The sequence below is a fragment of the Anaerolineales bacterium genome (assembly GCA_037382465.1).
In the GTDB taxonomy this organism is placed as follows: Bacteria; Chloroflexota; Anaerolineae; order Anaerolineales; family E44-bin32; genus WVZH01.
The window spans coordinates 55,753-82,195 of record JARRPX010000015.1; the positions used below are offsets into that span (position 1 = coordinate 55,753).

Annotated in this window: 22 protein-coding genes, 3 tRNA genes and 1 rRNA gene; 15 read left to right on the forward strand and 11 right to left on the reverse strand. The window is 55.1% G+C overall.

Going from position 1 to position 26,443, the window contains the following annotated elements:
- Window positions 1-103: 103 nt before the first annotated feature.
- The 6 genes from guaA to P8Z34_06035 form a co-directional block, all read right to left on the reverse strand.
- Window positions 104-1,639, reverse strand: a complete 1,536-nt coding sequence (guaA, locus tag P8Z34_06010; GenBank protein MEJ2550221.1) for a glutamine-hydrolyzing GMP synthase — start codon at window positions 1,637-1,639, stop codon at window positions 104-106.
- A 5-nt stretch (window positions 1,640-1,644) separates the two neighbouring features.
- A complete protein-coding gene (gene xpt / locus P8Z34_06015; protein MEJ2550222.1) occupies window positions 1,645-2,217 on the reverse strand; it encodes a xanthine phosphoribosyltransferase in 573 nt (190 codons plus the stop codon).
- 281 nt (window positions 2,218-2,498) lie between these two features.
- Window positions 2,499-3,497 carry a hypothetical protein gene (locus P8Z34_06020; protein ID MEJ2550223.1) on the reverse strand — a complete coding sequence of 333 codons (999 nt, stop codon included), beginning with the start codon at window positions 3,495-3,497 and terminating at the stop codon, window positions 2,499-2,501.
- Window positions 3,419-4,681 carry a lactate racemase domain-containing protein gene (locus tag P8Z34_06025; GenBank protein ID MEJ2550224.1) on the reverse strand — a complete coding sequence of 421 codons (1,263 nt, stop codon included), beginning with the start codon at window positions 4,679-4,681 and terminating at the stop codon, window positions 3,419-3,421. Before P8Z34_06025 ends, P8Z34_06020 begins: the two co-directional genes overlap by 79 nt.
- A gap of 51 nt (window positions 4,682-4,732) precedes the next feature.
- The gene (locus P8Z34_06030; protein MEJ2550225.1) at window positions 4,733-5,569 is read right to left on the reverse strand and encodes an SDR family oxidoreductase; all 837 of its coding nucleotides are present in this window, start codon (window positions 5,567-5,569) and stop codon (window positions 4,733-4,735) included.
- Window positions 5,566-6,879, reverse strand: a complete 1,314-nt coding sequence (locus P8Z34_06035) for a tagaturonate epimerase family protein (GenBank protein ID MEJ2550226.1) — start codon at window positions 6,877-6,879, stop codon at window positions 5,566-5,568. Before P8Z34_06035 ends, P8Z34_06030 begins: the two co-directional genes overlap by 4 nt.
- Window positions 6,880-6,898: 19 nt before the next feature.
- Between P8Z34_06035 and P8Z34_06040 the strand changes: the two genes are divergently transcribed.
- The gene (locus P8Z34_06040; protein MEJ2550227.1) at window positions 6,899-7,927 is read left to right on the forward strand and encodes a DNA-binding response regulator; all 1,029 of its coding nucleotides are present in this window, start codon (window positions 6,899-6,901) and stop codon (window positions 7,925-7,927) included.
- A gap of 140 nt (window positions 7,928-8,067) precedes the next feature.
- Window positions 8,068-8,727 carry a transcriptional repressor LexA gene (gene lexA, locus P8Z34_06045; protein MEJ2550228.1) on the forward strand — a complete coding sequence of 220 codons (660 nt, stop codon included), beginning with the start codon at window positions 8,068-8,070 and terminating at the stop codon, window positions 8,725-8,727.
- 146 nt (window positions 8,728-8,873) lie between these two features.
- Here the strand turns inward: lexA and P8Z34_06050 are convergent, their stop codons facing one another.
- The gene (locus P8Z34_06050; protein MEJ2550229.1) at window positions 8,874-9,659 is read right to left on the reverse strand and encodes an enoyl-CoA hydratase/isomerase family protein; all 786 of its coding nucleotides are present in this window, start codon (window positions 9,657-9,659) and stop codon (window positions 8,874-8,876) included.
- A gap of 52 nt (window positions 9,660-9,711) precedes the next feature.
- On the opposite strand from P8Z34_06050, the gene P8Z34_06055 reads away from it, so the two are divergent.
- Window positions 9,712-9,785 (forward strand) — tRNA-Pro (locus P8Z34_06055).
- Between the two features lie 37 nt (window positions 9,786-9,822).
- Entirely contained in the window at window positions 9,823-10,155 is a 333-nt protein-coding gene (locus P8Z34_06060) for a hypothetical protein (protein ID MEJ2550230.1), read from the forward strand.
- Window positions 10,156-10,311: 156 nt separating this feature from the next.
- Here the strand turns inward: P8Z34_06060 and P8Z34_06065 are convergent, their stop codons facing one another.
- From P8Z34_06065 to P8Z34_06075, 3 genes are read right to left on the reverse strand one after another with little or no spacing between them, the layout of a single operon-like run.
- Complete coding sequence (locus P8Z34_06065; GenBank protein ID MEJ2550231.1) at window positions 10,312-11,352, reverse strand: DUF5050 domain-containing protein; 1,041 nt, start codon at window positions 11,350-11,352, stop codon at window positions 10,312-10,314.
- Window positions 11,342-12,463 (reverse strand): HAMP domain-containing sensor histidine kinase, encoded by a 1,122-nt coding sequence (locus P8Z34_06070; GenBank protein MEJ2550232.1) that lies wholly within the window; start codon window positions 12,461-12,463, stop codon window positions 11,342-11,344. Before P8Z34_06070 ends, P8Z34_06065 begins: the two co-directional genes overlap by 11 nt.
- A gap of 54 nt (window positions 12,464-12,517) precedes the next feature.
- Window positions 12,518-13,201, reverse strand: a complete 684-nt coding sequence (locus tag P8Z34_06075) for a response regulator transcription factor (protein MEJ2550233.1) — start codon at window positions 13,199-13,201, stop codon at window positions 12,518-12,520.
- Window positions 13,202-13,633: 432 nt separating this feature from the next.
- Here P8Z34_06075 and P8Z34_06080 point away from each other — a divergent pair.
- A tRNA-Gly gene (locus tag P8Z34_06080) sits at window positions 13,634-13,705 on the forward strand.
- A gap of 84 nt (window positions 13,706-13,789) precedes the next feature.
- Here P8Z34_06080 and P8Z34_06085 read toward each other — a convergent pair.
- Window positions 13,790-14,797, reverse strand: coding sequence for a polysaccharide deacetylase family protein (locus tag P8Z34_06085; GenBank protein MEJ2550234.1), 1,008 nt, complete (start codon window positions 14,795-14,797; stop codon window positions 13,790-13,792).
- A 182-nt stretch (window positions 14,798-14,979) separates the two neighbouring features.
- On the opposite strand from P8Z34_06085, the gene P8Z34_06090 reads away from it, so the two are divergent.
- The 10 genes from P8Z34_06090 to P8Z34_06135 form a co-directional block, all read left to right on the forward strand.
- A tRNA-Ile gene (locus P8Z34_06090) sits at window positions 14,980-15,052 on the forward strand.
- A 289-nt stretch (window positions 15,053-15,341) separates the two neighbouring features.
- Complete coding sequence (locus tag P8Z34_06095) at window positions 15,342-16,229, forward strand: protein phosphatase 2C domain-containing protein (GenBank protein ID MEJ2550235.1); 888 nt, start codon at window positions 15,342-15,344, stop codon at window positions 16,227-16,229.
- 452 nt (window positions 16,230-16,681) lie between these two features.
- The gene (locus P8Z34_06100) at window positions 16,682-17,437 is read left to right on the forward strand and encodes a LysM peptidoglycan-binding domain-containing protein (GenBank protein ID MEJ2550236.1); all 756 of its coding nucleotides are present in this window, start codon (window positions 16,682-16,684) and stop codon (window positions 17,435-17,437) included.
- Between the two features lie 191 nt (window positions 17,438-17,628).
- Entirely contained in the window at window positions 17,629-19,200 is a 1,572-nt protein-coding gene (locus P8Z34_06105; protein ID MEJ2550237.1) for a hypothetical protein, read from the forward strand.
- 184 nt (window positions 19,201-19,384) lie between these two features.
- Window positions 19,385-20,950, forward strand: a complete 1,566-nt coding sequence (locus tag P8Z34_06110; GenBank protein ID MEJ2550238.1) for a hypothetical protein — start codon at window positions 19,385-19,387, stop codon at window positions 20,948-20,950.
- A gap of 249 nt (window positions 20,951-21,199) precedes the next feature.
- Complete coding sequence (dnaX, locus tag P8Z34_06115; GenBank protein ID MEJ2550239.1) at window positions 21,200-22,807, forward strand: DNA polymerase III subunit gamma/tau; 1,608 nt, start codon at window positions 21,200-21,202, stop codon at window positions 22,805-22,807.
- A gap of 157 nt (window positions 22,808-22,964) precedes the next feature.
- The gene (locus tag P8Z34_06120) at window positions 22,965-23,300 is read left to right on the forward strand and encodes a YbaB/EbfC family nucleoid-associated protein (GenBank protein ID MEJ2550240.1); all 336 of its coding nucleotides are present in this window, start codon (window positions 22,965-22,967) and stop codon (window positions 23,298-23,300) included.
- Complete coding sequence (gene recR / locus P8Z34_06125) at window positions 23,297-23,899, forward strand: recombination mediator RecR (GenBank protein ID MEJ2550241.1); 603 nt, start codon at window positions 23,297-23,299, stop codon at window positions 23,897-23,899. Before P8Z34_06120 ends, recR begins: the two co-directional genes overlap by 4 nt.
- 47 nt (window positions 23,900-23,946) lie before the next feature.
- Window positions 23,947-24,708 (forward strand): hypothetical protein, encoded by a 762-nt coding sequence (locus tag P8Z34_06130; GenBank protein MEJ2550242.1) that lies wholly within the window; start codon window positions 23,947-23,949, stop codon window positions 24,706-24,708.
- A gap of 475 nt (window positions 24,709-25,183) precedes the next feature.
- Window positions 25,184-26,443 (forward strand): 16S ribosomal RNA (locus tag P8Z34_06135); the annotation flags it as partial.

The window sequence follows — 26,443 nt, forward strand, 5'->3', positions numbered from 1 at the left end:
TAACGGCGGAGCGTATTTCGACATGCTGATGGGTTAAACATGAATCGAGACTCGGCGAAATGCGGATGCGATTTGCAGTGAAAAGGGGGTTTGAACTTCGGCCTTATTCCCACTCGATCGTTGCCGGAGGCTTGGAGGAGATATCGTAAACTACACGGTTTACGCTGGCGACCTCGTTGACGATGCGGTTGCTGATGCGCGCCAGGAGTTCATGCGGAAGCCGTGCCCAATCTGCGGTCATGAAATCGTCCGTCGTAACGGCGCGCACCACGATGGTCTCTGCGTACGTGCGTTGATCGCCCATCACCCCGACGGATCGAATCGGCAGCAACACGGCGAACGCCTGCGCAGTCTCATCCCGCAGCATACCCGCCTGATGCAGCTCCTGGGTGACGATGTGGTCCGCAGCGCGCAGTTTGTTCAGCCGCTCCACGGTTAATGGGCCGAGGCAACGCACTCCCAGGCCGGGACCGGGAAAGGGCTGGCGCCAGACGATCGATTCGGGAAGGCCCAACTCGAGGCCAACGGCGCGCACTTCGTCTTTGAACAAGTAGCGCAGCGGTTCGATGAGTTCGAAATCCAGGTCGGGCGGCAAACCACCGACGTTGTGGTGGGTTTTGATGCGTGCGGCGACGCGGCGATCCGGTGCGCTGGACTCGACCACGTCCGGATATATCGTGCCTTGAACCAGAAAGCGAACGTCCCCGGCGACATTCTCGGCTTGTTCTTCGAACACGCGGATGAATTTCTCGCCGATGATGCGCCGCTTCTCTTCGGGTTCGGTTATGCCATCCAGAGCGTCCAGAAAGACTTCGGTGGCGTCGATGGCGATCAGCCGGGCGCCGAGCTGTTCCTCGAAGGTCTCCACCACAGTTTCCGGTTCGCCGAGGCGCATCAATCCGTTGTTCACGAAAATGCAGGTGAGTTGATCACCAACGGCGCGATGGACGAGCGCGGCGGCCACGGAGGAATCGACGCCGCCACTGACGCCGGCGATGGCCCTGGTCGTTCCGATCCGCGAGCGGATATCTTCGACGGCGCTTTCGATGATCGAGGCCGGCGTCCATTGCGGCTCGCAGCCGCAGACGTCGATCACGAAGGCCCGGATGATTTCCACGCCGTTCGGCGTATGGCGGACCTCCGGATGGAACTGCAGTCCGTAGCGTTTTGCTTGCGGATCCCCCATAGCAGCGATGGGAGAATTATCCGAACTCGCCAGGATGTCGAAGCCGGGAGGCGGCGTTTCGGTGCGGTCCCCGTGCGACATCCAGACTCGCTGGGTCTGCGATCCCAGCAGCGGATTGGGGGTAACGACGTCGATCGTGGCGTGCCCGTATTCGCGTTCGCTCGATGCGGAAACGCGGCCGCCCAGGGTATGCGTCAGCGCGTGCATGCCGTAGCATATGCCGAGGATGGGAAGGCCGCTTTCGAGGACATAATCGGGGATTTGCGGCGCGCCTTTCTCGTAGATCGACGCCGGTCCGCCGGATAGAATGAAACCTTTGGGCCGGGAATCGAGCACTTCTGTGGAAGTTGTGTTGTAGGGGAACAATTCGCAGTAGACGCTGATCTCGCGTACACGTCGAGCGATCAACTGCGAGTATTGGGATCCGAAGTCGAGAACGGCGATGGAGTCCATTTCCTTCAGTCTTCGAAGATGATTTTATCGTCGTGCATTTCGGTAACCACGGCGAGCGCTTCGATGGGAATGCCGAGGCTGGCAAACACGTCGCGGCCACCTTCGAAACGCTTCTCGATCACGGCTCCAATCCCCACGACCGTTGCACCTGCGGCCTGGGTCAGCCGCACGAGGCCCATGATCGTTTGCCCCGTCGCCAGGAAATCATCGACGATCAAAATCCTTTCCTTGGCACTCAGGTATTCCGGCGAGACGATCAACTCCACGATGTGGCCTTTGGTGTGGGATGCGGTGAGCGTCAGGAAAATTTGATCGGGCATGGTCACCGGTTTGGACTTGCGCGCGTACACGACGGGGATATTCATGTGCAGCCCGGTCATCACCGCCGGTGCGATGCCGGAAATTTCAGCCGTGAGTATTTTCGTGGCTTGAACCCCGGCGAATCGTCCTGCCAGCTCTTTCCCGCAAGCGTCCATCAATACCGGATCGACCTGATGGTTGATGAAGCTGTCCACTTTGAGGATCCCGTTTCCGAGATTCTTTCCATCAGCCAGGATGCGCTTTTTGAGTTGTTCCATCTGCACTTCCTTGTGCGTGAAACGAATGAGGATGACCCATTGTACAACGAGCTATGGCGCGGGTAAAACGATTCGTCGAATTTGGTGTCGTTGTTCACTATTCCGGCATGAGTTTGGTTCAATCTGCTGGGATCTGAGCTGTATCGTTCGTCCGACTTCAGTATTCTGGCTGCGTTTGATCTGTGCTTGCTGCCTGGCGATCGTGTTCCCGGAGTGGCTGCCAGCGAGCACCGATTGAATTTGATTGGACTCCGACGAAATCTGGCAAACCCGGCTCGAATCTAAAGGGGATCTCGCCGCGGATTGCTGATCCGCGCGCGTTCGAAATGTTGGATGAGCCAGGCGTTGTACAAATGGTGATACAGGAGGTAGAACGTTGGGCCCAGGGCAACCATTGGATTGATGAAGGCCAGCGCGATCCAGATGACAAACGAAAGATTCTTGTGCCCCAAAGATTGCCCGGCTTCCTGCCAGAAATTGTGACCTCCGAGTAAAAAACCCGCGCTGAAATTGATCAGGCAAAGCAGGAGCGAAATCAGGGCGATGGCGGCCAACGCAGGTATGGAATCCGTGCTGCTGCTGCGCAGATAATACGACGCATTGGCACTGATGATAAAGACATTGGCGATCCACAACGGAAACGAGATGGCTTTGCCCCTGCGGATGCGATTTTGTGTGCCCGCGGGAAGTCTGGAAGCGAGACGCGCGAGGATCAACGGCACGAGCATAACAATCAACACCGGCCGCAGCACTTCGCCTACTGAAATTCGGATTCCTGAACCGAGCAGGGCCGGCAAGACAGTGGGAATGACGAACGCGCAGGCCAGGTTGGTCAAAATGACGGAAGCTACGACGTATTCCACTCTGCGCTGGACGAATGCGGTGATGACGGGTGCGGCAATGGCCGTCGGTGCGGCGGCGGTCATGAATGCGGCCAGAGCGAGGTTGGTGTTGTATGGCGCCAGCACGGCATATCCCCCAAATGCGATGGCCAGGTTCAGGAACAGGATCCAGATCACGTTTTTAGGAAACGACCTGAGATCGAAGTCGATGCCCAGAAAGGCAAAGAAAAGCATGACCATCAAGAGATATCGAATGAGAAAGGTCAGGGAATGAGCCTGGGGTACGAACACCCCAACCAGCAAGGTAAATATCAGGGCCAGACCCTTGCCCTGTGTGGGGAGAAATGCGCGTACTTTTGTTATGATGACTTCAGCCTGTAAAGAATTTCCCCCGCCTTTGGCACGTAAAGGGTGCCTTCGTCTTCGCGGTTCTTCCATTCGTCCGGATTTACCTCAGCGGGGTTGAGGTAATCCAGGTTGAGCCGTGCGCAGTCCTGCGCCGGGATTTTACTGGCCAGCTTGATGTGAACGTTCGGTTTTTCGACGCCGTCTTCCAACACGCCCGCGCCGCGCAGATGCGTGCTGTGTGCCAGCACACCGAGGGGAATGTCCTTGAAGCGCTCCCAATCGTTCAAGAAATAGGGCAGGATGTGATATCCGACTTCGTAGATATACCTGCCGTGCACGTGGCTGACCACCTCCAAATCCGGCGCGTAGATGACGACTTCGCCGCCCATTGCAACGACGGGCTCGAGCTTGTACATCGCCTTCGCCGCCGTCCACAGCTCGTCGTACATGGCTGGAGCACACGAGAGGACTCTGCGGAATGGTTTGTCATAGCGGCGGATGTGGCGCTTCGCGGACAAGTCCGCCGCTTCGTTCCAGGCAGCGACCGGATCACCGACGAACAAACCTCCCAGACCCTCGCCTTCCACCACCAGGGACACGAGGGAGTGAGGTGTATGCAGCCGGCTCGCAGCAGCATGGATCATGGCGCGCACGGGCGTCTCTTTGATCCCGATCGTCCCCACCACGCCCGCCAGCGCGCCGAGCCAGTGCGTTGCGTTGATCATCTCCGCGCCGGAGATACCGGGAAAGAGATACTTCTCTCCGCCCGAATATCCCACCACTTCGTGGGGAAACGTCGGCCCCAGGATGAGAATGTGATCGTAGTCCAGGACCGCCTTGTTGATGCGGATCTCGACTTCATCGGGAAGGGACGGATGCCAGCGCGCGCCTGCAAGCTGCTTGATCTCGTCTTGGTCCATTACACCCAGGGAGGTCAACGCCGCAGGATCGTCCCAGGCATGATTCAGCAGACCGATGTGCTTGAAGATCGTCGTCCGTTCATCGGCGTCGATGCCTACCAGACGCTGGAGACTCGCTTCCTGCAGCGCCGGATGCGTACCCAGCGCAACCATGAAATCGAGTCGTTTCGTGTCGCCCAGCAGCTCAACGAGAGTACGGAACAGAAACGGCAGCGGCAAGGTGCGAGTGTGGTCCGGAATCAGGACGAGCAGACGTTGACCTGCGAATTGGCCTTCGAGCGCGCTCGCAAGCGTGCTGCGTACCTCTACATCCGTCAGCCGTCGACCGGCCGGGGCGATTGCGTGGATCGTCATCCCGTAAGCCCTCATCCTATTTTAATTAACTGTATCAGATCGTTGCCTGCATCAGACTCCGCTGTATGCCGAGAATCCGCCGTCGATGGGTATCACCGCTCCGGTTACGAATGCGGAGGCGGGTGAGAGCAGCCACAGCGTTGCGCCGAGGAGATCTTCGGGTACTCCGTAGCGTTTCATCGGCGTGTGCGCCAGGATCGCCTGGCCGCGCGGGGTCGGATCGCCGCTTTTCTCATCCGTGAGCAGGAAGCGATTCTGTTCGGTGAGAAAGAATCCGGGGGCAATGGCGTTGATGCGGATGTGCGTCGAATAATTCTGCGCCATGTGAACGGCGAGCCATTGTGTGAAATTATTGATCGCTGCTTTTGCCGCCGAATATGCCGGAATACGCGTGAGCGGTCGAAAGGCGTTCATCGACGAGATGTTCAGGATCACGCCTTCGCCGCGTTCCGCCATGCCACGTCCGAATACCTGGCAGGGCAGGATCGTACCCAACAGATTCAGATCGCCGACGTGCCGCAGCGCATCGAGCGGCAGATCGAAGAATGACAGGTCGGGACTGGTTGTGGCCGAAGGGTGGTTGCCGCCGGCTGCGTTGACGAGAATATCGACCGCTCCGAACCGGTTTCGTACGGTTTCATCCGCCTGGTGCAGCGTCTCGATTTCGAGAACGTTGCCAAAGACGTGCGACGTGCGTTCCCTGACCGCTTCGGGAAACCGGTCGATGGCTTCGTGCGCCAATTCCTGGTTCAGATCGAGCAAGACGACGTTGGCGTTGCAGCCCAGCAAGGCGCCGGCAATTACGCTGCCCAGCACGCCCGCTCCGCCCGTGACGACCACCGTACGGCCGGAGAAATCGTAAAGCGCCGTGAGTTCTTCCATGTTCATGATTCTCCCTCGAGCAGGCCGAGATGTTTCTCGAAATGTGCCTGAAGACCGTCGAAATAGGCATCATCATGTTTAACGAGTGCGGCCTTGATTTCCTTTCCAAACTGCGCCAGCGCCGAGCCGTACGTCACGTGCAGGACTTCTCTGGCGTGGAAATCGTCCAACAACGCCGGAAGGTCGCTCGTGTCCGGCAAGAGATCCAACTGCGCAGACACGTGATACGTTTTCCTGTCGCTTTCGTACCGTTCGCGCCCCAACGCATAAATCCTTTCAAACAGATCGGTTTCGTACTTCGCCAGGACGCGCAGCGCCTCGAGATAGCTCGTGCCGGCGGTCTTCACGTGGATGCGGTCCCCCCAATATCTGGCGAGCAACGGATAGACGCTGAACTTATCCGAACCCGAATGCAGACTGAGCTTGTACCTTCCGAAGTGCGCCGTTACCATGGCATGCCTGGCAAGTTCGGCGTCCAATGCCGTCAAATCGCCGATGTAATCCACGCCTTTTTCGAATCGTCCGATGAACCGCGGCGCGAGTGAAGTGAATTTCACGCCCCGGCGGGTTAACTCGTTGGCGATGAAGAAATGCTCCGCCGGAGTGGTGGGTGAATCGGTTTCGTCGACGGAGACCTCGAAATCAAAGCCGTCTTTCACCTCGCTCAAGCGTCTGAACATATCGACCGCATGTTGGATGGCTTTGCCGTATTTGGCGGCGGCGCGCATCAATGTCTCCGTATCGAAGCGGCCCCAGGCCTGTTCATCATCGTCACACAGATACAACGCTGACAATTCGTCCCAGTCGTAGGCGGCGGTCTTCCCCCGCAATGCGTCCGGAGAATCGCTGTCGGCGGCGTTGTCCACATACTCGCCGGGGTCGACGGTGAAGAAAGTATATCCCGCCGCGATGAAGGGCGGAATATCGTCGATGGTTTTCAGGTGGTCGGCGTCGGCGCCCCAGGGAGCGTCCCATCCTGCATCTTCGACGGCGCGTCTGGCGTCGTCCATGACTTGTTGTGGGGTACGGCCCGTGCGGGCGTTCTCGCGCACGGACTGTTGGGCGAAGACCGGGGCAAACTTCGTGCCGCGCACTGCGGCGATGTGACCCGGCGTGGCGAGCCCGAGACGGTCGCCGAAACCAAAGGAGGGTTGGAGATCAAGTGGAGAAATCATCGTTGCATTCCTTATTATGCCATCGATTTCGAAGCTGGCCACACCGCCGAGTACGACGGCCAGAATCTCACGATCCCCGCTTTTGGCGCTGTAGCTTTCTCCGGCCAGGCAAGACGATCTCTCGCCCGAGCTGCTGCTCAATTCGTCTTCCGTTGAACCGGTGCCCGAAATCGCCGAGATGTGCCGGCGGCAGAACCTGGAAGTCTTCCAATTGCACGCCGGTGAAGATCTGCACGCGGCCGTAAGCGCAACGAAACCCGTCGCGCTAACATGGAACCTGTCCAACGCACAGCCTGGCGACTGGGGGTTCATTTGCCGTCTGTGGAACTATCCGCATCTGAGCCAGACGCCGTTTCTTTTCTACGGACAGCTCGCCGAAGACCAGGTGGGTATGACGGGTTTTGTGGTCAAGTCGTCGAACACGGGGACACTGCTCGATGCGATCCTTGCAATGAATCCCTCCGAAGGAAGCGGGCCGGTCCTGATCGTCGATGATGATCCGCACGTGCAAGCGGCCCATCAAGCTTTTGTGGCGGACGAGTTGCCCGGCTTCCCGATCCGCATCGCAGAAGACGGCGAGCAGGCGTTGGATTTGATGAAGGAAGAAGTCCCATCGTTGGTCCTGTTGGATCTCGTCATGCCGAAGTTGAGCGGTGCGGACGTGTTGGATCAGATGCGTGCAGATTCTCACCTGCGCCAGGTCCCGGTCATTATCCTGAGCAACAAGATGATGACGCTCGTGGACGCCGACCGGAATAAGGGGCATGCCAACGTGACCTTGCAGACCAAAGGCATCTGGTCGGATGCCGAGACGGCGTCCGCGATGAACCGGGCCATCTTCGGGGAAGATACGCTTCCGGCACACACGAGTGGGCTTGTCAAGCTGGCCATCGCCTACCTGCACCAAAACTACGCGCGCCCGATCTCGCGGCGCGAGATCGCTGAAGCCGTCGGGGTGAGTGAAGATTACATCAGCCGAATCTTCAACTGCGACCTGAACATTTCGCCCTGGGATTATCTCAATCGCTACCCCGTCCTGCGCTCGAAGCATTTGCTGGTGAGCATCGATGAGTCGGTGGGGCACAGCGCTTGCAAGGTGGGCTTTAAGGACCAGGCCTATTTCAGTCGTGTCTTCAGCAAGATCTCGGGAATGTCCCCACAGGCTTTCCGCGAGAAATCTCTCAATTGATTCCCTTTGCTTATTTCAATCCATCTCTTTCGCGGGTAAAGCAGCGCTTGACATAGAACGTATGTTCCGATACAATACGAACAAGTGTGCGACAATAAAGTCGATGAAATCGGCTTTATCGCGAGCCAAAGGAGGCATCGATGGTGAAAGGGAAGCTTTCTGACCGTCAACGCCGGATGTTGGAGTTCATCAATGAGTTCATGCTCGAGAACGGCTATCCACCTTCCATTCGGGAGATCGGTGAAGCGGTGGACATCACCTCGACGTCGGTTGTGAATTACAACCTCAATCGACTGGTCGAAGGCGGTTATTTGTATCGGGACCAGAACGTCTCGCGCGGCATCCGCCTTTTGGGCAAGGTGTCGAACGTCGTGGACAATTTCGTCGAAACCGTACGAATTCCCATGGTGGGACGCATCTTCGCCAGCGAGCCTGTACCCCTTCCCGGGACGGATTCCGCGATGTTCGGTGCGGACGAGGCGATTGAAATCACGCACGATCTGCTCAGTTCCACGGAGAATCTCTTCGCTCTGGAAGTGCGCGGCGATTCGATGATCGACGCCATGGTCGGGGACGGCGACGTGGTGGTGATGAAGCAGGAACCCGAGTGGCACGACGGAGATATGGTCGCGGTCTGGCTGAAGGATCGTGAAGAGACAACCTTGAAGCACATCTATCGGGACGGCAGCCGGGTTCGGCTGCAGCCCGCAAACCCAACGATGGACCCGATCTTCATCGACAACCCGGAGACACTCGAGGTCCAGGGAAAGGTCGTGCTGGTTGTACGCCAGTTGAACTAGCCGGTTGCATCAGCTTTTCGCTGCAAACAAAAAGTGGCTGGAGTCGCCCGGCGATGTTAGCCGGGAACCAAGCCACGTTGTTTTTCTATTTTCGCCAGGGAACGAAGTGGTCATTGCGGCTTCTGCAGTCCCCGGGCATGAAGAGCTTACGCACGTTTCGGTTGGCTGTTGCTCTTCTTTTTGGCCACGAAGCGGGTGGAAGCATCGAGATGGGCCGGCGCAGCCCACAAGTCGGCGAAATTCTCCCGTTCGACTCGTGCAGCTTCTTCCCCCGAACAGGTAATACCGGCGCGCAGGAATTGTTTGATCTTGCACACGGCGTCCGCATCGTGCTTGATGATTTCGTGAGCCAGCTCTAAAGCATCTTGCAGGGCCTCACCATCCGGCGCGATGCGGTTGGCCACGCCCGTTTGGTAGGCTTCGGTAGCGGTGAGGATTTTCCCGCCGGTGAGCCATTCAAAAGCGCGCGCGTAGCCGACGAGTCGCAGCAGACGCTGGCCGCCGCCCCAAGCCGGGCAGATGGCCAAACGGATGTGCATCAGGCCGAGAAACGCGCTTTCCGCCATGACGCGCAAATCGCAGGCAATCGCAACTTCGCCACCTCCGCCTAACGCAGCACCCTCGACGGCTGCGATCGTGGGACACGGCAGGTCGCCGAGTCGCTCGAGGGTAACGCCCATCGCGTCGGCCAAACGCAGGCCGTCGTGCCGGCTGGGATAACCGTGCAGCTCGTAAAGGTCACCCCCTGCACAGAAGGCGATATCTTTTCCCGTAACGATGAGTGCGCGTAGATCCTTCTTCTTATGGGCCGTTTCGACGGCTTCTGCGAAAGCTTCCATCGCTTCCCAATTGAGTGCGTTACGGACTTTCGGGCGATTGATCGTGAGAACGGCAATGCCTTCTTGTGGTTCGTCGAACAAAATCGGTCGCATAATACTCTCACTCCTTGACCTTGACGAAATCGACCAGTATACTTTTTTAAGCCGGGGTGTAGCGCAGCACGGTAGCGCACCGCGTTTGGGACGCGGGGGTCGGCGGTTCAAGTCCGCCCACCCCGACTTGCTTGTTATAACACCATATTGCGAGGAGGTTTCGGTGCGCGGCATACGAGTTTCCAAAAAGATACATAAACTCGACGTTCTTTTAGAAGCCGTCCGATACGGGGAAGGCGAGCCTCGATTGCAATGCGCTCGTGGTTATAAGCGCAAAGGATTTGTGTGGAGCGACGTCCTTCTTTTCGATCGCCAGCAGCTCGTCGATATGCTGAAATCGAAAAAGAAAGTTGCGTGTGGTCGTCCCACAGCGATCGATGGGGATTTCGAGGTGTACGGAAAGATTCAATATCGCGGAAACGGAGGAGACAGTATCCTGACCTGCGACGGCGGGGCAGGAAAGGAAAAAGAAAACCTGGGCTTGCCCTTGTTCTAAAATGGGTTCCGTTCTCCCGGAAATCTGATCCTGCTGCTTTGCATGCCTAAAGTCGGCGTGAGTTCACGCACGGGTTCATCAGTTTAATATTACCGGCACCAGACCGCAATTCGGTTTGGTGCTTTTTGGTTGCCAATTGCGTGTGAATCCGGAAGGTCAGCGCCAATCTGGATCGCCATCGAAGACATCATTGAACGTGACTCGCGTTATGGAGAAGTCGGCCAGTTCCAGGTAGTAGATGTCGTAGTTCCCGAGGCGGTTAGAGACGAAAAGTACGAGTTTTCCATCAGGTGAGGCCATCGGAGAGGCGTCATTTGCCAGGTTGTTCGTGACGTTTTCTATCACCGCCGTGTCGAGATCGATCTGGTACAGCTCGTAGTTGCCAGTGGTGTCCGAGGCGAAGAAGATCCGATCGCCGTTCGGATGCCAGGTGGGATACTTCGCTTCGCCGTAGCCGTCGGTGAGCTGATGGATGGCCTGGCCCTGTATGTCGACGATGTAGATCTCCGCATCGCCGGTTCGATTGGAAGAGAAGGCGATCCGGGATCCGTCGGGGGAGAATGACGGGTATACGTCGTATGCCAGGTGGTTTGTGATGCGCCGCACTCTCGTCCCATCCACGTCCATGATGTAGATTTCACGGTTGCCGTCCCGATCCGAGGAAAACACGAGCGACTCGCCGTCCGGACTCCAGGCAGGAGCGTCGTCGTTGTAGATATTCTTTGTCAGGTTTACTGTATTTCCCTCCAGGTCCATCAGATAGATGTCGCGATCGCCGTCGCGATCGGAAACAAATGCGATCTGCATGCCGTCCGGCGACCAGCGCGGGTTGAAATCCATTGCCTCATTCTGTGTGAGCGCGATCGGGTCGGACCCGTCGAGAACCTGGCGATACAATTCTTCCTCGCCGATGTTGCCTGAATGGTAGATGATCTCACCCCAACCGCCGCCGATCGCGGTAGGCGTGGGTGTTTCTGTGGAAGTGGGGGAAGCCGTTTGCGCCAAGGTGGGCGCGTCGGAATGTGCTGTGGTGGTCGCAGTGGGCGTTTGGCTTTGGGCGACCTGCGTTAGCGCCGGCTGCAGAGTCAGGATGTCTCGCGAGACGACGCCCATCGTGCAGGCGAAGCTGGTGAGCATGGCCATGAACGAAAGCAGCAGGATATGGGAAAGTCTGGAATGGTCGGTTCTACTTTTCATCACGTCGTTTCGCTCGAGGTTCTGCAGTTTCAGGTGGCTCGTAGGCGTCTCTATAGGGCAGAGTGAAAGTGAAGATCGAGCCCTGGCCGAGTTTGGATTGCACCTCGATTTCACCCCCATGGGCCTGGATGATCTGCTTTGCGATCGACAGTCCGAGTCCCGACCCTTCAACGGGGCGGCCCCTCGAACGCTGCGCCCGGTAGAGTGTGTCGAATATGTAGGGCAGATCCTCCTCGGGGATCCCTTCGCCGCTGTCCTGGACCACGCAGATGAATTCATCGTTCGTATCATCCAGGCGCAGGCCGAGGGAAATTTCTCCGCCGGGCTCGGTGTATTTGATGGCGTTGTCGAGCAGGTTGAGCAGGACTTGTTTGAGGCGCGGCCGGTCGGCGTTGATATTCGGCAGCCCGGGCGGTACATTCAGGCGGATCGCCAATCGGCGTTCCTCGGCGAGATCGGAGATTTGCAGGATCGATTCTTCCAGCAACGCGGTGAAACTCGTGGGCTTTGTTTCGAGTGTGAAAGAGGGAGACTCGAGCCGTGCGAGCGTGAGTAGATTGTCGACGAGCTGCGTCAGGCGTTTCGCTTCGTCTCGTATGATGCGCAGCGACGTTCGCCATCCCTCTTTATCTTGCGGAGTCTCCCCCATGTTCGCCGCATGCCCCTGGATGACGGTCAACGGGGTTTTCAATTCGTGGCTGACGTTGTTGATGAAATTACGGTAGAACGCTTGCTGGCGCTGTGCTGCACCCATGTCTTCCAAAAGGACAAGGGTGCTGCCTTTCGACAGCCAGATTACGCGCACTTGATAGGACTGCCCTTCGACGTCGGGGATGGTGCGCAATATGTTTTGTTTGCGGGTCTGGGCATCGTTGACGAGCGCCTTGATTTCCATGCTGTCGATCCATCTTCCGGCCGTTCCATTCGAGCGCGGTTGATGGAACTTGCGAAATAGTATGGCCGGGTATGGAAATCCGTCGAGCAGGTGCTGGTGTTCTGCGGAGCGAAGTCTGCCATGAACGAAGGCGGCGATCAGGACGGATACGACGAAGATTCCAGCAAGGATGGCGATGAATTCCAGGGGGCCAAAATATACAATAACGTCAGGCATCGATATCAGGATTGATTCTCGGCTCAACGCATCGAGCGGAAGACCGTCCTTCGATCATGCGGCCTCGAATTTATACCCCACGCCGCGTACGTTCAACAAATATCTGGGTGACTTCGGATCGACCTCGATCTTTTGACGCAGGGACCAAATATGTTTCTCGAGGGTTTTGGTTTCGATGTCGCGATCTCCCGGGATGTCGAAGACGGCTTCGAGGAGCGACGTCTTTCCGATCGGCCGACCGGCATTGTTGCTGAGATGAAGCAGCAGGTCGAATTCGCGTGGCGTCAGATCCACTGGTTCCCAGGAGTCGTCTACGTGGATGGAAACCATGCGGCGGTGGGTGTCGATGCGCAGGTAGTCATCGAAGATCTGAATCGGGGGTGGAAGACGCGCTTTGACCCGCGCGAGCAGCTCGCGGATGTCGAAGGGTTTGGTCATGTAATCGCTGGCGCCCAAAACGAATCCGATTTCCAGGTCGCTGATGCTGTCGCGTACGGTCAGGAAGATGATCGGAACCTGATCTCCCCGTTCGCGAATCTCGCGGCAAACCGACAAACCGTTGGGTTCCGGCATCTCGATGTCGAGGATGATGACGTCCGGGTGTTCGCTCTCCCACATGTAGAGGGCTTCATGGCCGTCGTTTGCCGTAACCACCCGGTAGCCCTCACGCTCGAGGGCAGGTTGGATGAACGAGATAATATTGGGATTATCGTCGGCAATGAGCACTTTTGACTGCACGTTTCGATTATACTCGCTCACTTCGACTTGCCACAACCTCCGCTCATTTGGCTGATCTGCGACTCGTATCACCTGATTATCAACTGCCTCGGATGCGTTCCCGATCGTCTTGCGGCGTTCGTCCGCACCGCGGTCACTTCGCCATACGTTTAACTACCATGATGATAATGAAGGAATGTGACAGTTGGTACTCTGGCAGGTTACCGTAGGGTTACGTCCCTGGTAACCTGTTCGTAACTTTGGCTGGACCCAATGAAGATGGGGACAGGTCCGTTCTCTTTGTCGGAGCGCGGACTTCCGTTAATGTTGGGCGGCATCCAATGTTCCGACTTCCATGAGTCACTGAATCCACAGCGGGGCGTCGAAGGCTTCGAGCGGTGAAGGTCGCTCACTTGACCCGGATTTCCAATTGAGGGTAGAATGCCTACGTAGGCGGGCGTCGCCAAGTGGTAAGGCATCAGCCTTCCAAGCTGACATTCGTGGGTTCGAATCCCATCGCCCGCTCTTGCCCTCACAGAGGGCTTTTTTCTTTTTATGGACAAACACGCGCCTCGATCAGGGGGATACGATCGAAGGAGGAAAGAAGGCTCAGTAGGAGGCCGGTTCGGTTTGGAAGAATTTTTCCAGCAGATACAGCGTTTCGCTCTGGTTGGTGTCGTGGGGAGGGTAGCGTCCCAGATACCAGGGAGGGGAGCCGGAAAGTGAGCGTCCGCCTTGAATGCCGACGACGAAGGTGTAGTCGGAGGCGATTTCGAGAATCGTCCCCTGTGCATCGATGTTTCCAAAAGGCAGTATCAAGGTGACCGGGCACTTCCCGAGATGTTCGCAAATCGTTTCGTACGAACCCACCACCTGCCGCTGGATCGCCTCTCGAGTGAGCTGGGGCAGGTTGTAGTGGTCGATGGTGTGGCTGGCCACTTCAACGCCGATCTCATCCAGTCCGCGTAAGTAGTCCCAAATCTCAGGATTTTGCGGGCCGTGTACGATCAAACCAACGACGAGCACGAAATCTCGATCGGTAAAGACGCGGATCATTTCCTTGAAATCGTTCCGCAGCCAGTGCGATCCGAGGTCATCGATGGTGACGATGATGGCGTTGCCGGGCGGACAAGTTCCGTCCAACAAGTATTGGAGAGTGCTGCGATAGGTAATGGGAACGAGGTTGTTAAGTTCGATTTGATCTGCAAGTTCCTGCATGCGCTGAACGCCGAACGATGAATGAAGCATGAGAGTCATTGGCGTGGGGCAGTGCTCGATTTCAATCAGGGAAGCCATCGCCGGGGAATACAGATCGGGATCAACCAGATCGGGCGATGGTACGCCGGCTTCTTGGAGGGAAAAACTCGTCTGGAGGATGTTGGCCGGGCCAGAACTCGACTGTGCGGCGGCAAGGTTGAAGGAATAGAGGTCGTTCCTGTATTTGACGGGCTCCAGTGAAACGACGGTCGAGACGTCGAAAATGGGCCTCGATGGTCTACCGCGATTTGCTGTTGGAGGCAGCTGCTGAGCGTCTGTCTTCGCTGCACCAAGATTGGAGAGAAGCAGAACTACGATGACCAGGCATCGGTTGAGCCATATGGTCTGTTGCTTTGTCATTGATCCTGATAGAAAATCGGCGAGTGATCGCCGATTTTTCCTCCCGGTCGAGTATGGCCATTGTATAAAATTGGTTTCCGGTTCGACCTTACAGTCAACTTTCTGTTTTCGAACCGTTTTTGAGGCGAAATTGTAATTCGACCTTTGCTTGATCTCCGTGCTCTGTTAAAATGAATGCCGGAGGGCCCGTAGCTCAGCGGTCAGAGCGGCCGGCTCATAACCGGTTGGTCGCAGGTTCGAATCCTGCCGGGCCCACTTCTGCATCAATCGATGTACCCCCCTTTATTTGCCCTTGTTCATTTTTGTTGTTTTCCTGGGGACTACACTGCAGAGAAACAAGTTCGAGCGTGTACAGGATGATTCGAGTTTCCGCTGCGAAACCGATACTGGTTTTAGAAACTCACACCTTTGTCCTATGTGTGCAAGGGAGACAACGGTATGGATAGGATGAGCGGACGCTTGATCTTGTTCAGTTGGAAATGTAGAATCGTTAGGGTTTGAATGCAATATCGCCCTATAATATGGAAAAAGGATAGAACGCCGAATGGGATTTCTCGCACGGATCTTTCAAAAACGCCTCGGTACGCCTCCCGATCGCGCAGCAACAGCACCACTCGATCCGCAAATCACACCGGGAATTGAACTTCGACGGCACGTCGTCGTCGGTGCTGCACATTCCTCCGGGCTCGAGCGAAAATCGGACGACGATGCTCTGCTGATCATCTCGGGCAGTGCGGATGGTCACGAGGGGATGGTGGATTTCGGCTTGTTTTGTGTCGCGGATGGACTTGGGGGATACGATAACGGACAACTTGCCAGCGCGATCTCGGTTCGTACGGTCGCTCATCGACTGACCCGGGAGGTATTTCTGCGTCTGCTCGAAAGTGAACCGGGCGACGAAGAGGAAGACGATCTGGAATCGATGGTCCAATCCGCATTCATCGAAGCCAACGACCTGGTTCGCGATCAAGCGGATGGCGGTGCGACGACGCTGACGATTGCCCTTTTACTTGGCGAGTATATGATGATCGGGCATGTCGGTGACACGCGCGCTTACTCGATCAGTAGAGACAAGATCGAAGCCCTGACTCGCGATCAATCCCTGGTTCAAAAATTGGTCGAGACGGGCACCATCACAAAGGACGAAGCGGCTGAGAGCCCTCACCGCAACGTGCTCTGGAACGCAATGGGACGGACGGAGAATCTCAAGGTGGATGTCTTTTCCCATTCCGTCGTAAACGACAGTTATATTCTGCTGTGCTCGGACGGATTGTGGGGCGAAGTTGACGAGAAGGAAATCCAACGCATCGTGCTCAATTTCGAGCATCCCCAGGCCGCCTGCAACGCGCTCGTCGATGCTGCGACGGAGGCCGGGGGCTCGGACAACATCACGGCGGTTCTGATTCAGTTCCCTTCGAAGAGTCGTTTATAACGCGCTCCGATCGATCAACAATTATTTCCGCGCCAAATTCAGCGTATGTTGGCATTTCTGTGATTCTGCTCTTTAAATGATGAACCGCCGGATGTGGGGGGGAGCATCCGGCGGTTCTTCTATTTACGGGGGATTCTACCGTAAGTGCGAGGGGCACAACAACGGTAGTGTAGGTTCCCCCAGGATAAGCCTGTTTACCGACACAAAGAAAAAGTGTGCTTATCCAAACAAATATTATCACAATATGGGTATTAATAATATTAATATATCGTGAAGGGGCGGCAGCAGCCCGCGCGTGGACGTTATGCATTCGGCATCACGACATAATCCGCGCGATGAGACCGGCCGGTTCCCTTGCTCAACGAGTTTGTGCCGCATGCGTTGAGAAGCAGCCGCCCGCGCCGGTTTCCCATTTTGTTCAACCTGTGCTATGCTTCGCGGCGATGGGTAGCGTGCGCAGAAGCTCCTGGAAACAATACCTGATCTACCTGCTGCTGAATGCGGCCATATCTGCGTTCGTGGTCCTTTTAGTTCTCAACATCTGGGATGGGCGCGGGCGCGAAGCCGAGTCCACCCCAACACCCACGGTGGACGTCATGGCGCTCCTGGCGAGTGAGGTGCCGACGATAACAGCTACGACCGCACCGACGCCCACTCCGGTGACCTACATGGTCCGTGCCGGGGACACGCTTACCGACATCGCCCTGATGTATGAAGTGCCCATCGAAAAGTTGATGGCGGCCAACGATCTCAGCAATCCGGATGCACTCGAAGCGGGCACGACTTTGATCATTCCTGTCGAAGCCCCTGCGGAGGAGGCAGATTCCTCCCCGCCGGAAGATACCGCCCCGCTCCAATCTACCGATACGCCCTCTGCGGGTGCAGGATCGCCCAGCGTCAGCATTTCGGGCGTCGAGGGCGCGGGGAATCTCGATCAGGAGACCGTGCGCCTGCAGAACTCCGGCGGTGAAGTCTCGATGGCCGGATGGACCCTCGATGACGGCGGTGACAACGTCTACGTTTTTCCCGCCCTCACTTTCTACGCACCGGGAGCCGTCGAGGTGCATACGCGCGAAGGTCCGGCGGATACGGCCATCGATCTATACTGGGGGCTCGATCAAGCGGTATGGACTCCTGGTACGATCATCTATCTGCGCGACGCAGAAGGGATCGTTCGATCCACGTTTCAAATTCCGGATATGGAGTGAGTCACGGCATTATCTACAGCGTGGATTGTCAATCTCCCCAAGCATACTCGAAGCAAGGACTTTGTTCTACATTGTGTGGGCTTATAATAGCTTAGGCTGAAGATGGCATACCCGCGCAGTGAACAGGCAATTTCCTTTGTTCAAGATCACAAATTTCCCACCATAATTCGCATGGTGAAAAAGGATACAAAGTGAAGTTCCTTAATCGTTTAATATATTACCCATTTTGTTTCGCTGCACTGCCAATATTGGCTTTATTGGGTCACAATATCAAAGAAGTCGCTTTAAGTGTCGTTATCCGACCACTTGTGATTTCATGGATCGTCACAATCCTGCTGTCGTTGTTATTCTATGTGTTTATTCACGATTGGCATAAATCTGCTTTATCAACGAGTTTGACCTTAATTCTTTTCTATTCATACGGGCATGTATATCATACGCTGCGTGACGTGTCCGAATTGGGCTTTGAACTTGTACGCCATCGATATTTCATATTCGTTTATCTCATTATTTTTTTAGTAACGTTGTGGTTGATTGTTAAACGAACGCGAGGAAGCGTGGATCAACAGGAATATCTAAATGTAATTGGAATATGCCTATTGATCTATCCAATGTACCAGATCGTGCACTATTATTGGATCGAGGGCCACAGTGCCTTAGCTGAGGATTCCCTACATCATACAGAATCAAATTTGTATCCCCCGGATAGCCATGACTTACCCGATGTATACTACATCATTTTGGATTCATACACGCGTGCAGACTCCTTGATGGAAGATTATTTATTTGACAACTCGGATTTCCTTGATTCTCTACGTGAATTGGGTTTCTACATTGGAGAATGTAGTCGTTGCAATCATTGCTCTACGATTACATCATTGGTTTCTTCACTCAACATGGATTACATACCGCAATTGCAACAGGAATTGAAAGATTCTTGGGTGGAAAACGAAATGTGGTTGCTGATTAAAAATAGCCGTGTTCGGACCGAGCTGGAGGCACTCGGTTATAAAACCATAGCATTTGACACAGGGACAGAATGGACAAGGTTGAGAGATGCGGATATGTATCTTGGCCCAAATGAAGAAAATTTGTTTGTTCAGGTAATTAACCCATTTGAAGCATTATTGATAAAGAATTCGGCCGGGTTGTTATTACATGATTTCTACGAGTTGTCTGTGTTGGCTGAGAAGAAGGAATTGTATCAATCAATAAATTTTGCGATCTATGGGTACGAATTGTTTGCCAAGACAGAGTTGAATATTTTAGATACTCTGCCTCAACTGCCCGCTATTCCGGGACCGAAATGGGTATTTGCACACATTTTAATTCCTCACGTCCCAAGGATATTTACTCCTTCAGGTGATATCGTTGATGATCCGGGTTTCTACAGTGGCGTAGGCGATGGCCCAATTAATGAGGAATATGAGATTGAAGGGTATGTAAATGAGGTTCAATTCGTAAATCATCAAATGCTTGATATTGTTAATAAGATCATTACTTCTTCATCAAGACCAGTAATTATCGTATTTCAGGGTGATCACGGAGGAAAGGGAGGAAGTATTTACAATATCCTGAACGCATATTATATCCCTAAAAGAAAGGATAAGTATCTCTATCCTGAGATAAGCCCCGTTAATACGTTTCGCTTAATTTTCGACAGTTATCTTGGGGGGGAATATGGGTTACTCTCCGATGTAACCTTTACCAGCGACGATCCGGTGCAAATTGTGGAGGAGAGATTCCCGCATTGCGTAGAATAGTGTGGGAGACCGTCCATGAATATGGAGTTTATCTGGAGTGAAATCGTTGTTTGATCAAAAAACAAGGTGTCGTTCTGCCCGCGCCTTGTTTTTGTTACTGGTTGCACTTTCTATATAATGATTCCGAGATCTTGATCACCCACCTGCACGTAATTATTTCTTAAGAAAGGATCTAGCACCGAAAGTGTCAATTTTCAAGAAGGTCGCATTCCACCCATTCCTGTTTTCGATCTTTCCAACACTTGTCTTGCTTGGTCACAACATCAAGCAAGTAGCACTCATCGTCGCGAAGCGTCCATTAATTTTTTCCGTCGCGCTAACAATGTTTTTGTATATTATGATGTATATCTTTTATCGCAAAGCCGCTCGTGCGGGTTTGGCGACAAGCCTCGCGTTACTTTGGTTTTTTTCTTACGGCCATATTTATCACACGGTTAAATCCATTCCAGTTATCAGCCAAGTAATCGGCCATCACCGTTATCTACTTGTAATTTACGTCATCCTTCTTATTTGGGGATTGCTACTGATTCGAAAGACATCTCATGATCTCAAGCCGGTAACACAAGTGCTCAACGTTATAAGTCTCGGATTGCTTGTTTTCCCAATCATACAGATCGTTGAGCATACCTATAAGACTACGAAGCTTGAGGACACGGGTTTTGGTTTTTTTGCACTTGAGGATCGTTTGGTGTATCCCGATGAGGAAGATATGCCCGACATCTATTACATCATACTCGATACATACACTCGTGCTGATTCGATGCAGGAATTTTATCATTTTGATAATACACCATTCCTCAGTGCCTTGCGTGAAATAGGGTTCTATGTGGCCGATTGCAGCCGCTGCAATCATTGTTCAACAATCGAATCTCTTTCCAGTAGTTTGAATATGGATTATATGCCGCAGCTTAGAGAAAAACTCCTCAAGGAAAACAAGGAGGAATATGCCTCTTCGCTTCTTAAAAATAGTCTCGTGAGATACCAGTTAGAACAAATCGGTTATAAAACAGTTGCCTTTGAAACATGGTTTGTTTGGAGCACACTTGATGACGCGGATATTTTCCTTTCCATCGATCGAGATCCAATCCTGCTTCAACTTATTAATCCTTTCGAAGAAATCCTGATGGATAATTCTGTGGGATTGGTATTCGCTGATATTCAAAAACTCCTTTTCCGCGCTTATAAGAGATCGATATTCGAACCTGTGGATCAATATCAATCGCCGTTCCAAGATTACATAATAAGGCAGTTGTATATCCTCGATAACCTGGATCGTTTAGAAACTATTCCGGGTCCCAAATGGATTTTTGCACATATCTTGATCCCGCATCCACCGAGAATATTCACTCCCGATGGCGGCATTGTGAATGATCCTGGTTATTTCAGTCTCAGGGGAGGAATGCCCATTAATGGCGATTACGAAATCAAGGGATATGTTAATGAAGTTCAATTCATTAATAACCAGATTTTGGAAATCGTAACGAACATTATCGAACAGTCCGATCCGAAGCCGTTCATCATTATTCAGGGCGACACGGGCGGATCTGGCCAGACGCTGTTCACAATTCTCAATGCATATTATTTAATGGGTGAAAAAAACCCTAGCCTCTATGAGCACATTACACCGGTGAATACTTTCCGTTTGATTTTCGATAGCTACTTCGGATCCAATTATGGACTCTTACCTGACTTGACGTATCGGGAGGATTTGGGTCTTGTGCCCGAAAAGTATCCGGCTTGCATCCACTAATCAAAGTATTTCGCTCGGGAATTTACCGGGCAATATTGCGGCTGACATGTCGTTTCGCTCTGATTTGGCATGCCTAGGAGAGGGATTAATTCCCACTGAATTTAGCCGTTGGGCTCTTGATACTCTTGCGCCCTCGTTGAGCGTCTGATAAACTCGCTACTTGTATGGGTAATCGTAAGTTGATCGATCAACCATGCAGCGTGTTGTGGGTTTGTTGCAGCTAGAAGCTGAGGGGCGAGGCAGAGGCGGATGGAACAAGCGTTGTATCGAGTGTGGCGACCTCAGACCTGGGATGAAGTTGTCGGGCAAGATCACGTCATCCAAACGCTTCGCAACGCAGTCAAAGGAGAAAGAGTAGCACACGCATATCTATTCGCCGGACCACGCGGCACGGGAAAGACGACCACGGCGCGTCTGCTGGCGAAGGCAGTCAATTGCCTCAGCGAATCCCCGGCCGAACGCCCCTGCAATCAATGCTCCAACTGTGAAGCGATCAACGAAGGTCGCTTCTTGGATTTAATCGAGATCGACGCGGCCTCCAACACGAGCGTGGACGACGTCCGTGATCTGCGGGAAAAGATCAACTTCTCTCCGAACGAAGGCCGTTTCAAGGTCTACATCATCGACGAAGTCCACATGCTTTCAACGGCGGCGTTCAATGCGTTGTTGAAGACGCTCGAAGAGCCCCCCGCGCATGCGATTTTTATCCTGGCCACGACCGAAGTTCACAAAATTCCCGCCACCGTACTTTCCCGCTGCCAGCGGCATGAATTCCGCCGCCTGCCGGTAAAGACGATCGTCGATTTCCTGAAGCAGAAGATCGCAGAAGGGAAAATGCAGGTGGACGACGAGGCGATCGAAACCATTGCCAGGCAGGCGACGGGGAGTCTGCGCGACGCCATCTCGCTCCTCGATCAATTGACCTCCACGGGAGAGCGGGTCACCCTGGAGATGGCCCAGTCGGTGCTCGGCACGGTGGCCAGCGAAGCGGTGCGTCTGGTGGCACAGGCGATCGTGGACCACGACGCGTCCGCCGGATTGCGCCTGATGAATCAAGCGTTGGATGGCGGTGCCGATCCGCGGCAATTTGCGCGGCAGATCGTGGCCTACCTTCGCGGCCTGCTGCTGGTGCGCATGGGCAACGCCGATCTCGTGGACGTGTCTGCGGACGTTCGGCGCACGATGGCGAAGCAGGCCGAAGCGCTGCCCACGGCGCTGCTGCTGGCGGCCATTCAGGCCTTCGGCACTGCTGCGTCCGATCGAGCGACGAGCTGGCAGGCCGGACTGCCGCTGGAGATTGCCTTCGTGGAAAGCATCGGCGCGCAGTCGAGCGGACTCGCCGAATCACACGATCCGACCTCCTCGCAAACCTACGGCTCGGCAGAAGAGGCCAGGCCCGAAAATCCACGCCTGGTGAAAGACGCCCCCAGCCCGAAGGTCACAAGCCGAAGCGAGGTGCTTGCGGAGGGCGAGATTTCCTTCCAGCATGTGAACGACCGGTGGTCGGAAGTGCTGGCCGTGGCGCGGCGTTTCGACCCTCGCATCCAGGCCCTGCTCAATTCCTGTCGTCCGTTGGGTTTCCAAACGGGCACGTTGGTCATCGGATTTCGAAGCGATTTGCTGCGTGAGAAAATGGAAAAAGGCCACAACCTGGCGCTCGCCGCTCAAGCGCTCCAGGAGGTGTTCAACAAACCCGTCGGAATCCGCTGCATCCTGACGGAAACCTGGGAACCTCAAGCAGTGGGAGGGCATCAACCTCCACCGGTGGAAAGCGGCGGCATGGTTTCGACCGCCCTGCGGGATTTGGGCGCGCATGTTGTCGACGTGGAAAATTTACCCCCGGACAGCGGCTCATAGCGCGTAGCTCTTTTCGATCCGATCCAGGTGACAGATCTCGAGCGGACGGCCGGCGTACGCTCGGTATTCGGCGGTCATCGGGCGTGGATGAAGATCGCCGGGAAGTCAGCCCGGGTTCAAGCGTTCGATCGACGTAGCAGATTGGGGAGTCAACAAGATGAGCAAGCAGAAACTGCCGAAGGGATTCGGCAAGGGCATGTTATCCGGTTTCAAACAACTGCAGGAACGCCTGGAACAAACGCAGGCCGAGCTGGCCGAGGAAACGGTGGAGGCGAGCGCCGGTGGCGGCGCCGTTCGCATCGTAATGAGCGGGACGCAGCAGTGCCGCGCCGTGCACATATCGCCCGAATTGTTCGAGGAGGCGGACGTCGAAATGCTGCAGGAACTGGTGATGCTGGCTGTAAACCAGGCGGTTCAGGATTCCCAGGTCCTGGCGTCCAACAAGCTGGGTCCCCTGACCGGCGGTCTGGGCCTTCCGGGGATGGGCGAATGACGTCTGGCGTGCCCAGGCCGGTCGAACGGCTGGTCGAAGCCTTTGCGCGTTTGCCGGGCATCGGCACGAAAACCGCCTCTCGGCTGACCTACTACCTGCTGCGAGTCCCGCCGGAAGAAAGCAAAGAGCTCGCGGAAGCGCTGCTGGCGATGCGCACGGAAACTCGATTCTGCTCGAGATGTTTCAACATCACCGTGGACGATCCTTGCATGATCTGTCAGGACGAGCGGCGCGAGGACAGGCTGATATGTGTGGTCGAGGAGCCGCTGGACGTCGTGGCGATCGAACGCACGCAGCAGTTCAACGGCCGCTATCACGTACTGCACGGCGCCATCAATCCCGTGGAAGGAATCGGACCGGAAGATCTGCGCATCGACGAATTGCTGGCGCGCATCGAGACCGAGGCGGTCGAGGAACTCATCGTGGCAACCAATCCAACACTGGAAGGCGAGGCGACGGCGATGTATCTGAAGCGGCAGCTTGCCGGCCGGCCGGTCAAACTGACCCGCCTGGCGCGCGGCCTGCCTTCCGGCGGCGATCTGGAGTATGCGGATACGACGACCCTGTCGCAAGCGTTTCAGGGAAGATCGGAATTATGAGTTATCATTAGCCGAGTTGTGACGCGAAGTTTTGGAAAGGAAGATGCATGAGCACTCGAAGCAGAATCATCACATTGGGGATCTTACTTACACTCGTTGCCGGATGCGGCGCACCGGTGAGTCCCTCTCCGGCAGCGGTCCAACCGTCCGACACGCCGGAGTCGACGCAGGCCCCGCCTACGGATACTCCGACTCCACAGGACACGCCGACCTCGACGCTGACGCCCACGGAAACGTTGACGCCGACACCCGTCGAGCCGATGGTGCAGCCGGATGGAAAGGACATCTCTTGCTACTTCGGCCCGGGTCTGGACTACGCCATCGATGGCGGTTTGCTGCTCGGCGAGAAGGTGCCCGTACTGGGACGCGATTCGCTGACCTTGTGGCTGCAGATTGAAAACCCGCGCATCCCGGGAAAGAACCGCATGTGCTGGGTGCCGATCGAAAAGGTGATCACCGAAGGCGACATTCAATCGGCGCCGATCGTCGAGGCCCCGGTCAGCCTGGTTACCTCGGTAATCGTGAACGTCAAGCCGAGCAAGAAAAAGCTCAATCCATGTGTGTTTCCCTATACCTTCGACGTAGAATTCACGATTCAGGTGACGGGTCCCGTGACGGTGACCTTCCAGCGCAGCCTGAGCGACGGACACACGGCGCCGGCCGAGTCGGTCACTTTCAAGAAGGCGGGAACGAAGACCTTCTCGGACTACATGCGTGTGGGCAGCACCGGCGATCACTGGTTCATGGTCACGGTGACTTATCCCAACGCCACTTCCGGGACGGGATACGGCACGGTCACCTGCCCATAATTCGAATCGTTTGTAAGGCGATCGTGCGGGAGAGGGGAGGCGAGACGGCGTGGAAATCTCGCTCCCCGTCCCCGGCCGGCGAGGCGTTGGAGGCCGGCCGGGAAAACGCCTCATTGCGATGCGATCGATCTTGACGGAATCACATCGAGCCAAGTATAATACACACACAATGTAGAAAAGGTCTCGCCCGGCAGCGGGAAGACCGATACAAATCAATATTGCCAGGGGCGCCAGAGACCGGGGAGATTCGGACGAAGGCCGAACCTCCTGTTGGGTCTGTCATCCTAGCCGATGTTGCGAACGATTGACATCGGCAGTTTGTTCCTTGCGCCCTTGACACACGCGTTGGCGGATGGTAGCATACCGTTCGCTCTACTGACGGCACCTTAACAATTGAATAGTGATAGGAAGCCCAAGAAATAGCTTTGAGTTTGGTAACTAGGATCATTCCCACATCTTCGGATGTGGTGAAGTTTCTACGGAGAGTTTGATCCTGGCTCAGGATGAACGCTGGCGGTGTGCCTAACACATGCAAGTCGAACGAGGTCCTTTGTATTCGTACGAAGGTGTCCTAGTGGCGAACGGGTGAGTAACACGTAGGTGACCTGCCCCAAAGTGAGGGACAACCCCTGGAAACGGGGGCTAATACCTCATGTGTTCCGAGGAGTTAGAGGTCCTTGGAGAAAAGGAGCAATCCGCTTTGGGAGGGGCCTGCGGCCCATCAGCTAGTTGGTAGGGTAACGGCCTACCAAGGCAAAGACGGGTAGGGGGCCTGAGAGGGTGGTCCCCCACAATGGCACTGAAACACGGGCCATACACCTGCGGGTGGCAGCAGTGGGGAATATTGCCCAATGGACGCAAGTCTGAGGCAGCAACACCGCGTGCGCGATGAAGGCCTTCGGGTTGTAAAGCGCTTTTCTGGGGGAAGAGGAAGGACTGTACCCCAGGAATAAGTCTCGGCTAACTACGTGCCAGCAGCCGCGGTAAAACGTAGGAGGCAAGCGTTATCCGGATTTACTGGGCGTAAAGCGTGTGCAGGCGGTTTGGTAAGTCGGACGTTAAAGCTCCCGGCTCAACTGGGAGAGGCCGTTCGAGACTGCCAGACTCGAGGGTAGGAGAGGGAGGTGGAATTTCAGGTGTAGCGGTGAAATGCGTAGATATCTGAAGGAACACCAGTGGCGAAGGCGGCCTCCTGGCCTATCCCTGACGCTAAGACACGAAAGCTAGGGGAGCAAACGGGATTAGAAACCCCGGTAGTCCTAGCTGTAAACGATGCAGACTTGGTGTTGGTGGTTTAATAGCCATCAGTGCCGTAGCTAACGCGATAAGTCTGCCGCCTGGGGACTACGACCGCAAGGTTAAAACTCAAAGGAATTGACGGGGCCCCGCACAAGCAGCGGAGCGTGTGGTTTAATTCGAGGCTACGCGAATAACCTTACCTGGGTTTGACATATACGTAGTAGGGATCTGAAAGGTGACCGACCCTTCGGGGAGCGTATACAGGTGCTGCATGGCTGTCGTCAGCTCGTGCCGTGAGGTGTCCGGTTAAGTCCGGTAACGAGCGCAACCCTTGCCCTGTGTTACAAGTGTCACAGGGGACTGCCGGCATAAAGCCGGAGGAAGGTGGGGATGATGTCAAGTCAGCATGGCCTTTAGATCCAGGGCTACACACACGCTACACTGGCCGGTACAATGGGTCGCGAAGTCGTAAGGCGGAGCCAATCCTCCAAAGCCG

Coding starts and splice junctions, on each gene's coding strand:
- guaA (MEJ2550221.1), bottom strand. CDS start 1,639: ATGGACTCCATCGCCGTTCTCGACTTCGGATCCCAATACTCGCAGTTG.
- xpt (MEJ2550222.1), bottom strand. CDS start 2,217: ATGGAACAACTCAAAAAGCGCATCCTGGCTGATGGAAAGAATCTCGGA.
- P8Z34_06020 (MEJ2550223.1), bottom strand. CDS start 3,497: ATGGAAGAACCGCGAAGACGAAGGCACCCTTTACGTGCCAAAGGCGGG.
- P8Z34_06025 (MEJ2550224.1), bottom strand. CDS start 4,681: ATGACGATCCACGCAATCGCCCCGGCCGGTCGACGGCTGACGGATGTA.
- P8Z34_06030 (MEJ2550225.1), bottom strand. CDS start 5,569: ATGAACATGGAAGAACTCACGGCGCTTTACGATTTCTCCGGCCGTACG.
- lexA (MEJ2550228.1), top strand. CDS start 8,068: ATGGTGAAAGGGAAGCTTTCTGACCGTCAACGCCGGATGTTGGAGTTC.
- P8Z34_06050 (MEJ2550229.1), bottom strand. CDS start 9,659: ATGCGACCGATTTTGTTCGACGAACCACAAGAAGGCATTGCCGTTCTC.
- P8Z34_06065 (MEJ2550231.1), bottom strand. CDS start 11,352: ATGAAAAGTAGAACCGACCATTCCAGACTTTCCCATATCCTGCTGCTT.
- P8Z34_06070 (MEJ2550232.1), bottom strand. CDS start 12,463: ATGCCTGACGTTATTGTATATTTTGGCCCCCTGGAATTCATCGCCATC.
- P8Z34_06085 (MEJ2550234.1), bottom strand. CDS start 14,797: ATGACAAAGCAACAGACCATATGGCTCAACCGATGCCTGGTCATCGTA.
- P8Z34_06095 (MEJ2550235.1), top strand. CDS start 15,342: ATGGGATTTCTCGCACGGATCTTTCAAAAACGCCTCGGTACGCCTCCC.
- dnaX (MEJ2550239.1), top strand. CDS start 21,200: ATGGAACAAGCGTTGTATCGAGTGTGGCGACCTCAGACCTGGGATGAA.
- P8Z34_06120 (MEJ2550240.1), top strand. CDS start 22,965: ATGAGCAAGCAGAAACTGCCGAAGGGATTCGGCAAGGGCATGTTATCC.
- recR (MEJ2550241.1), top strand. CDS start 23,297: ATGACGTCTGGCGTGCCCAGGCCGGTCGAACGGCTGGTCGAAGCCTTT.
- P8Z34_06130 (MEJ2550242.1), top strand. CDS start 23,947: ATGAGCACTCGAAGCAGAATCATCACATTGGGGATCTTACTTACACTC.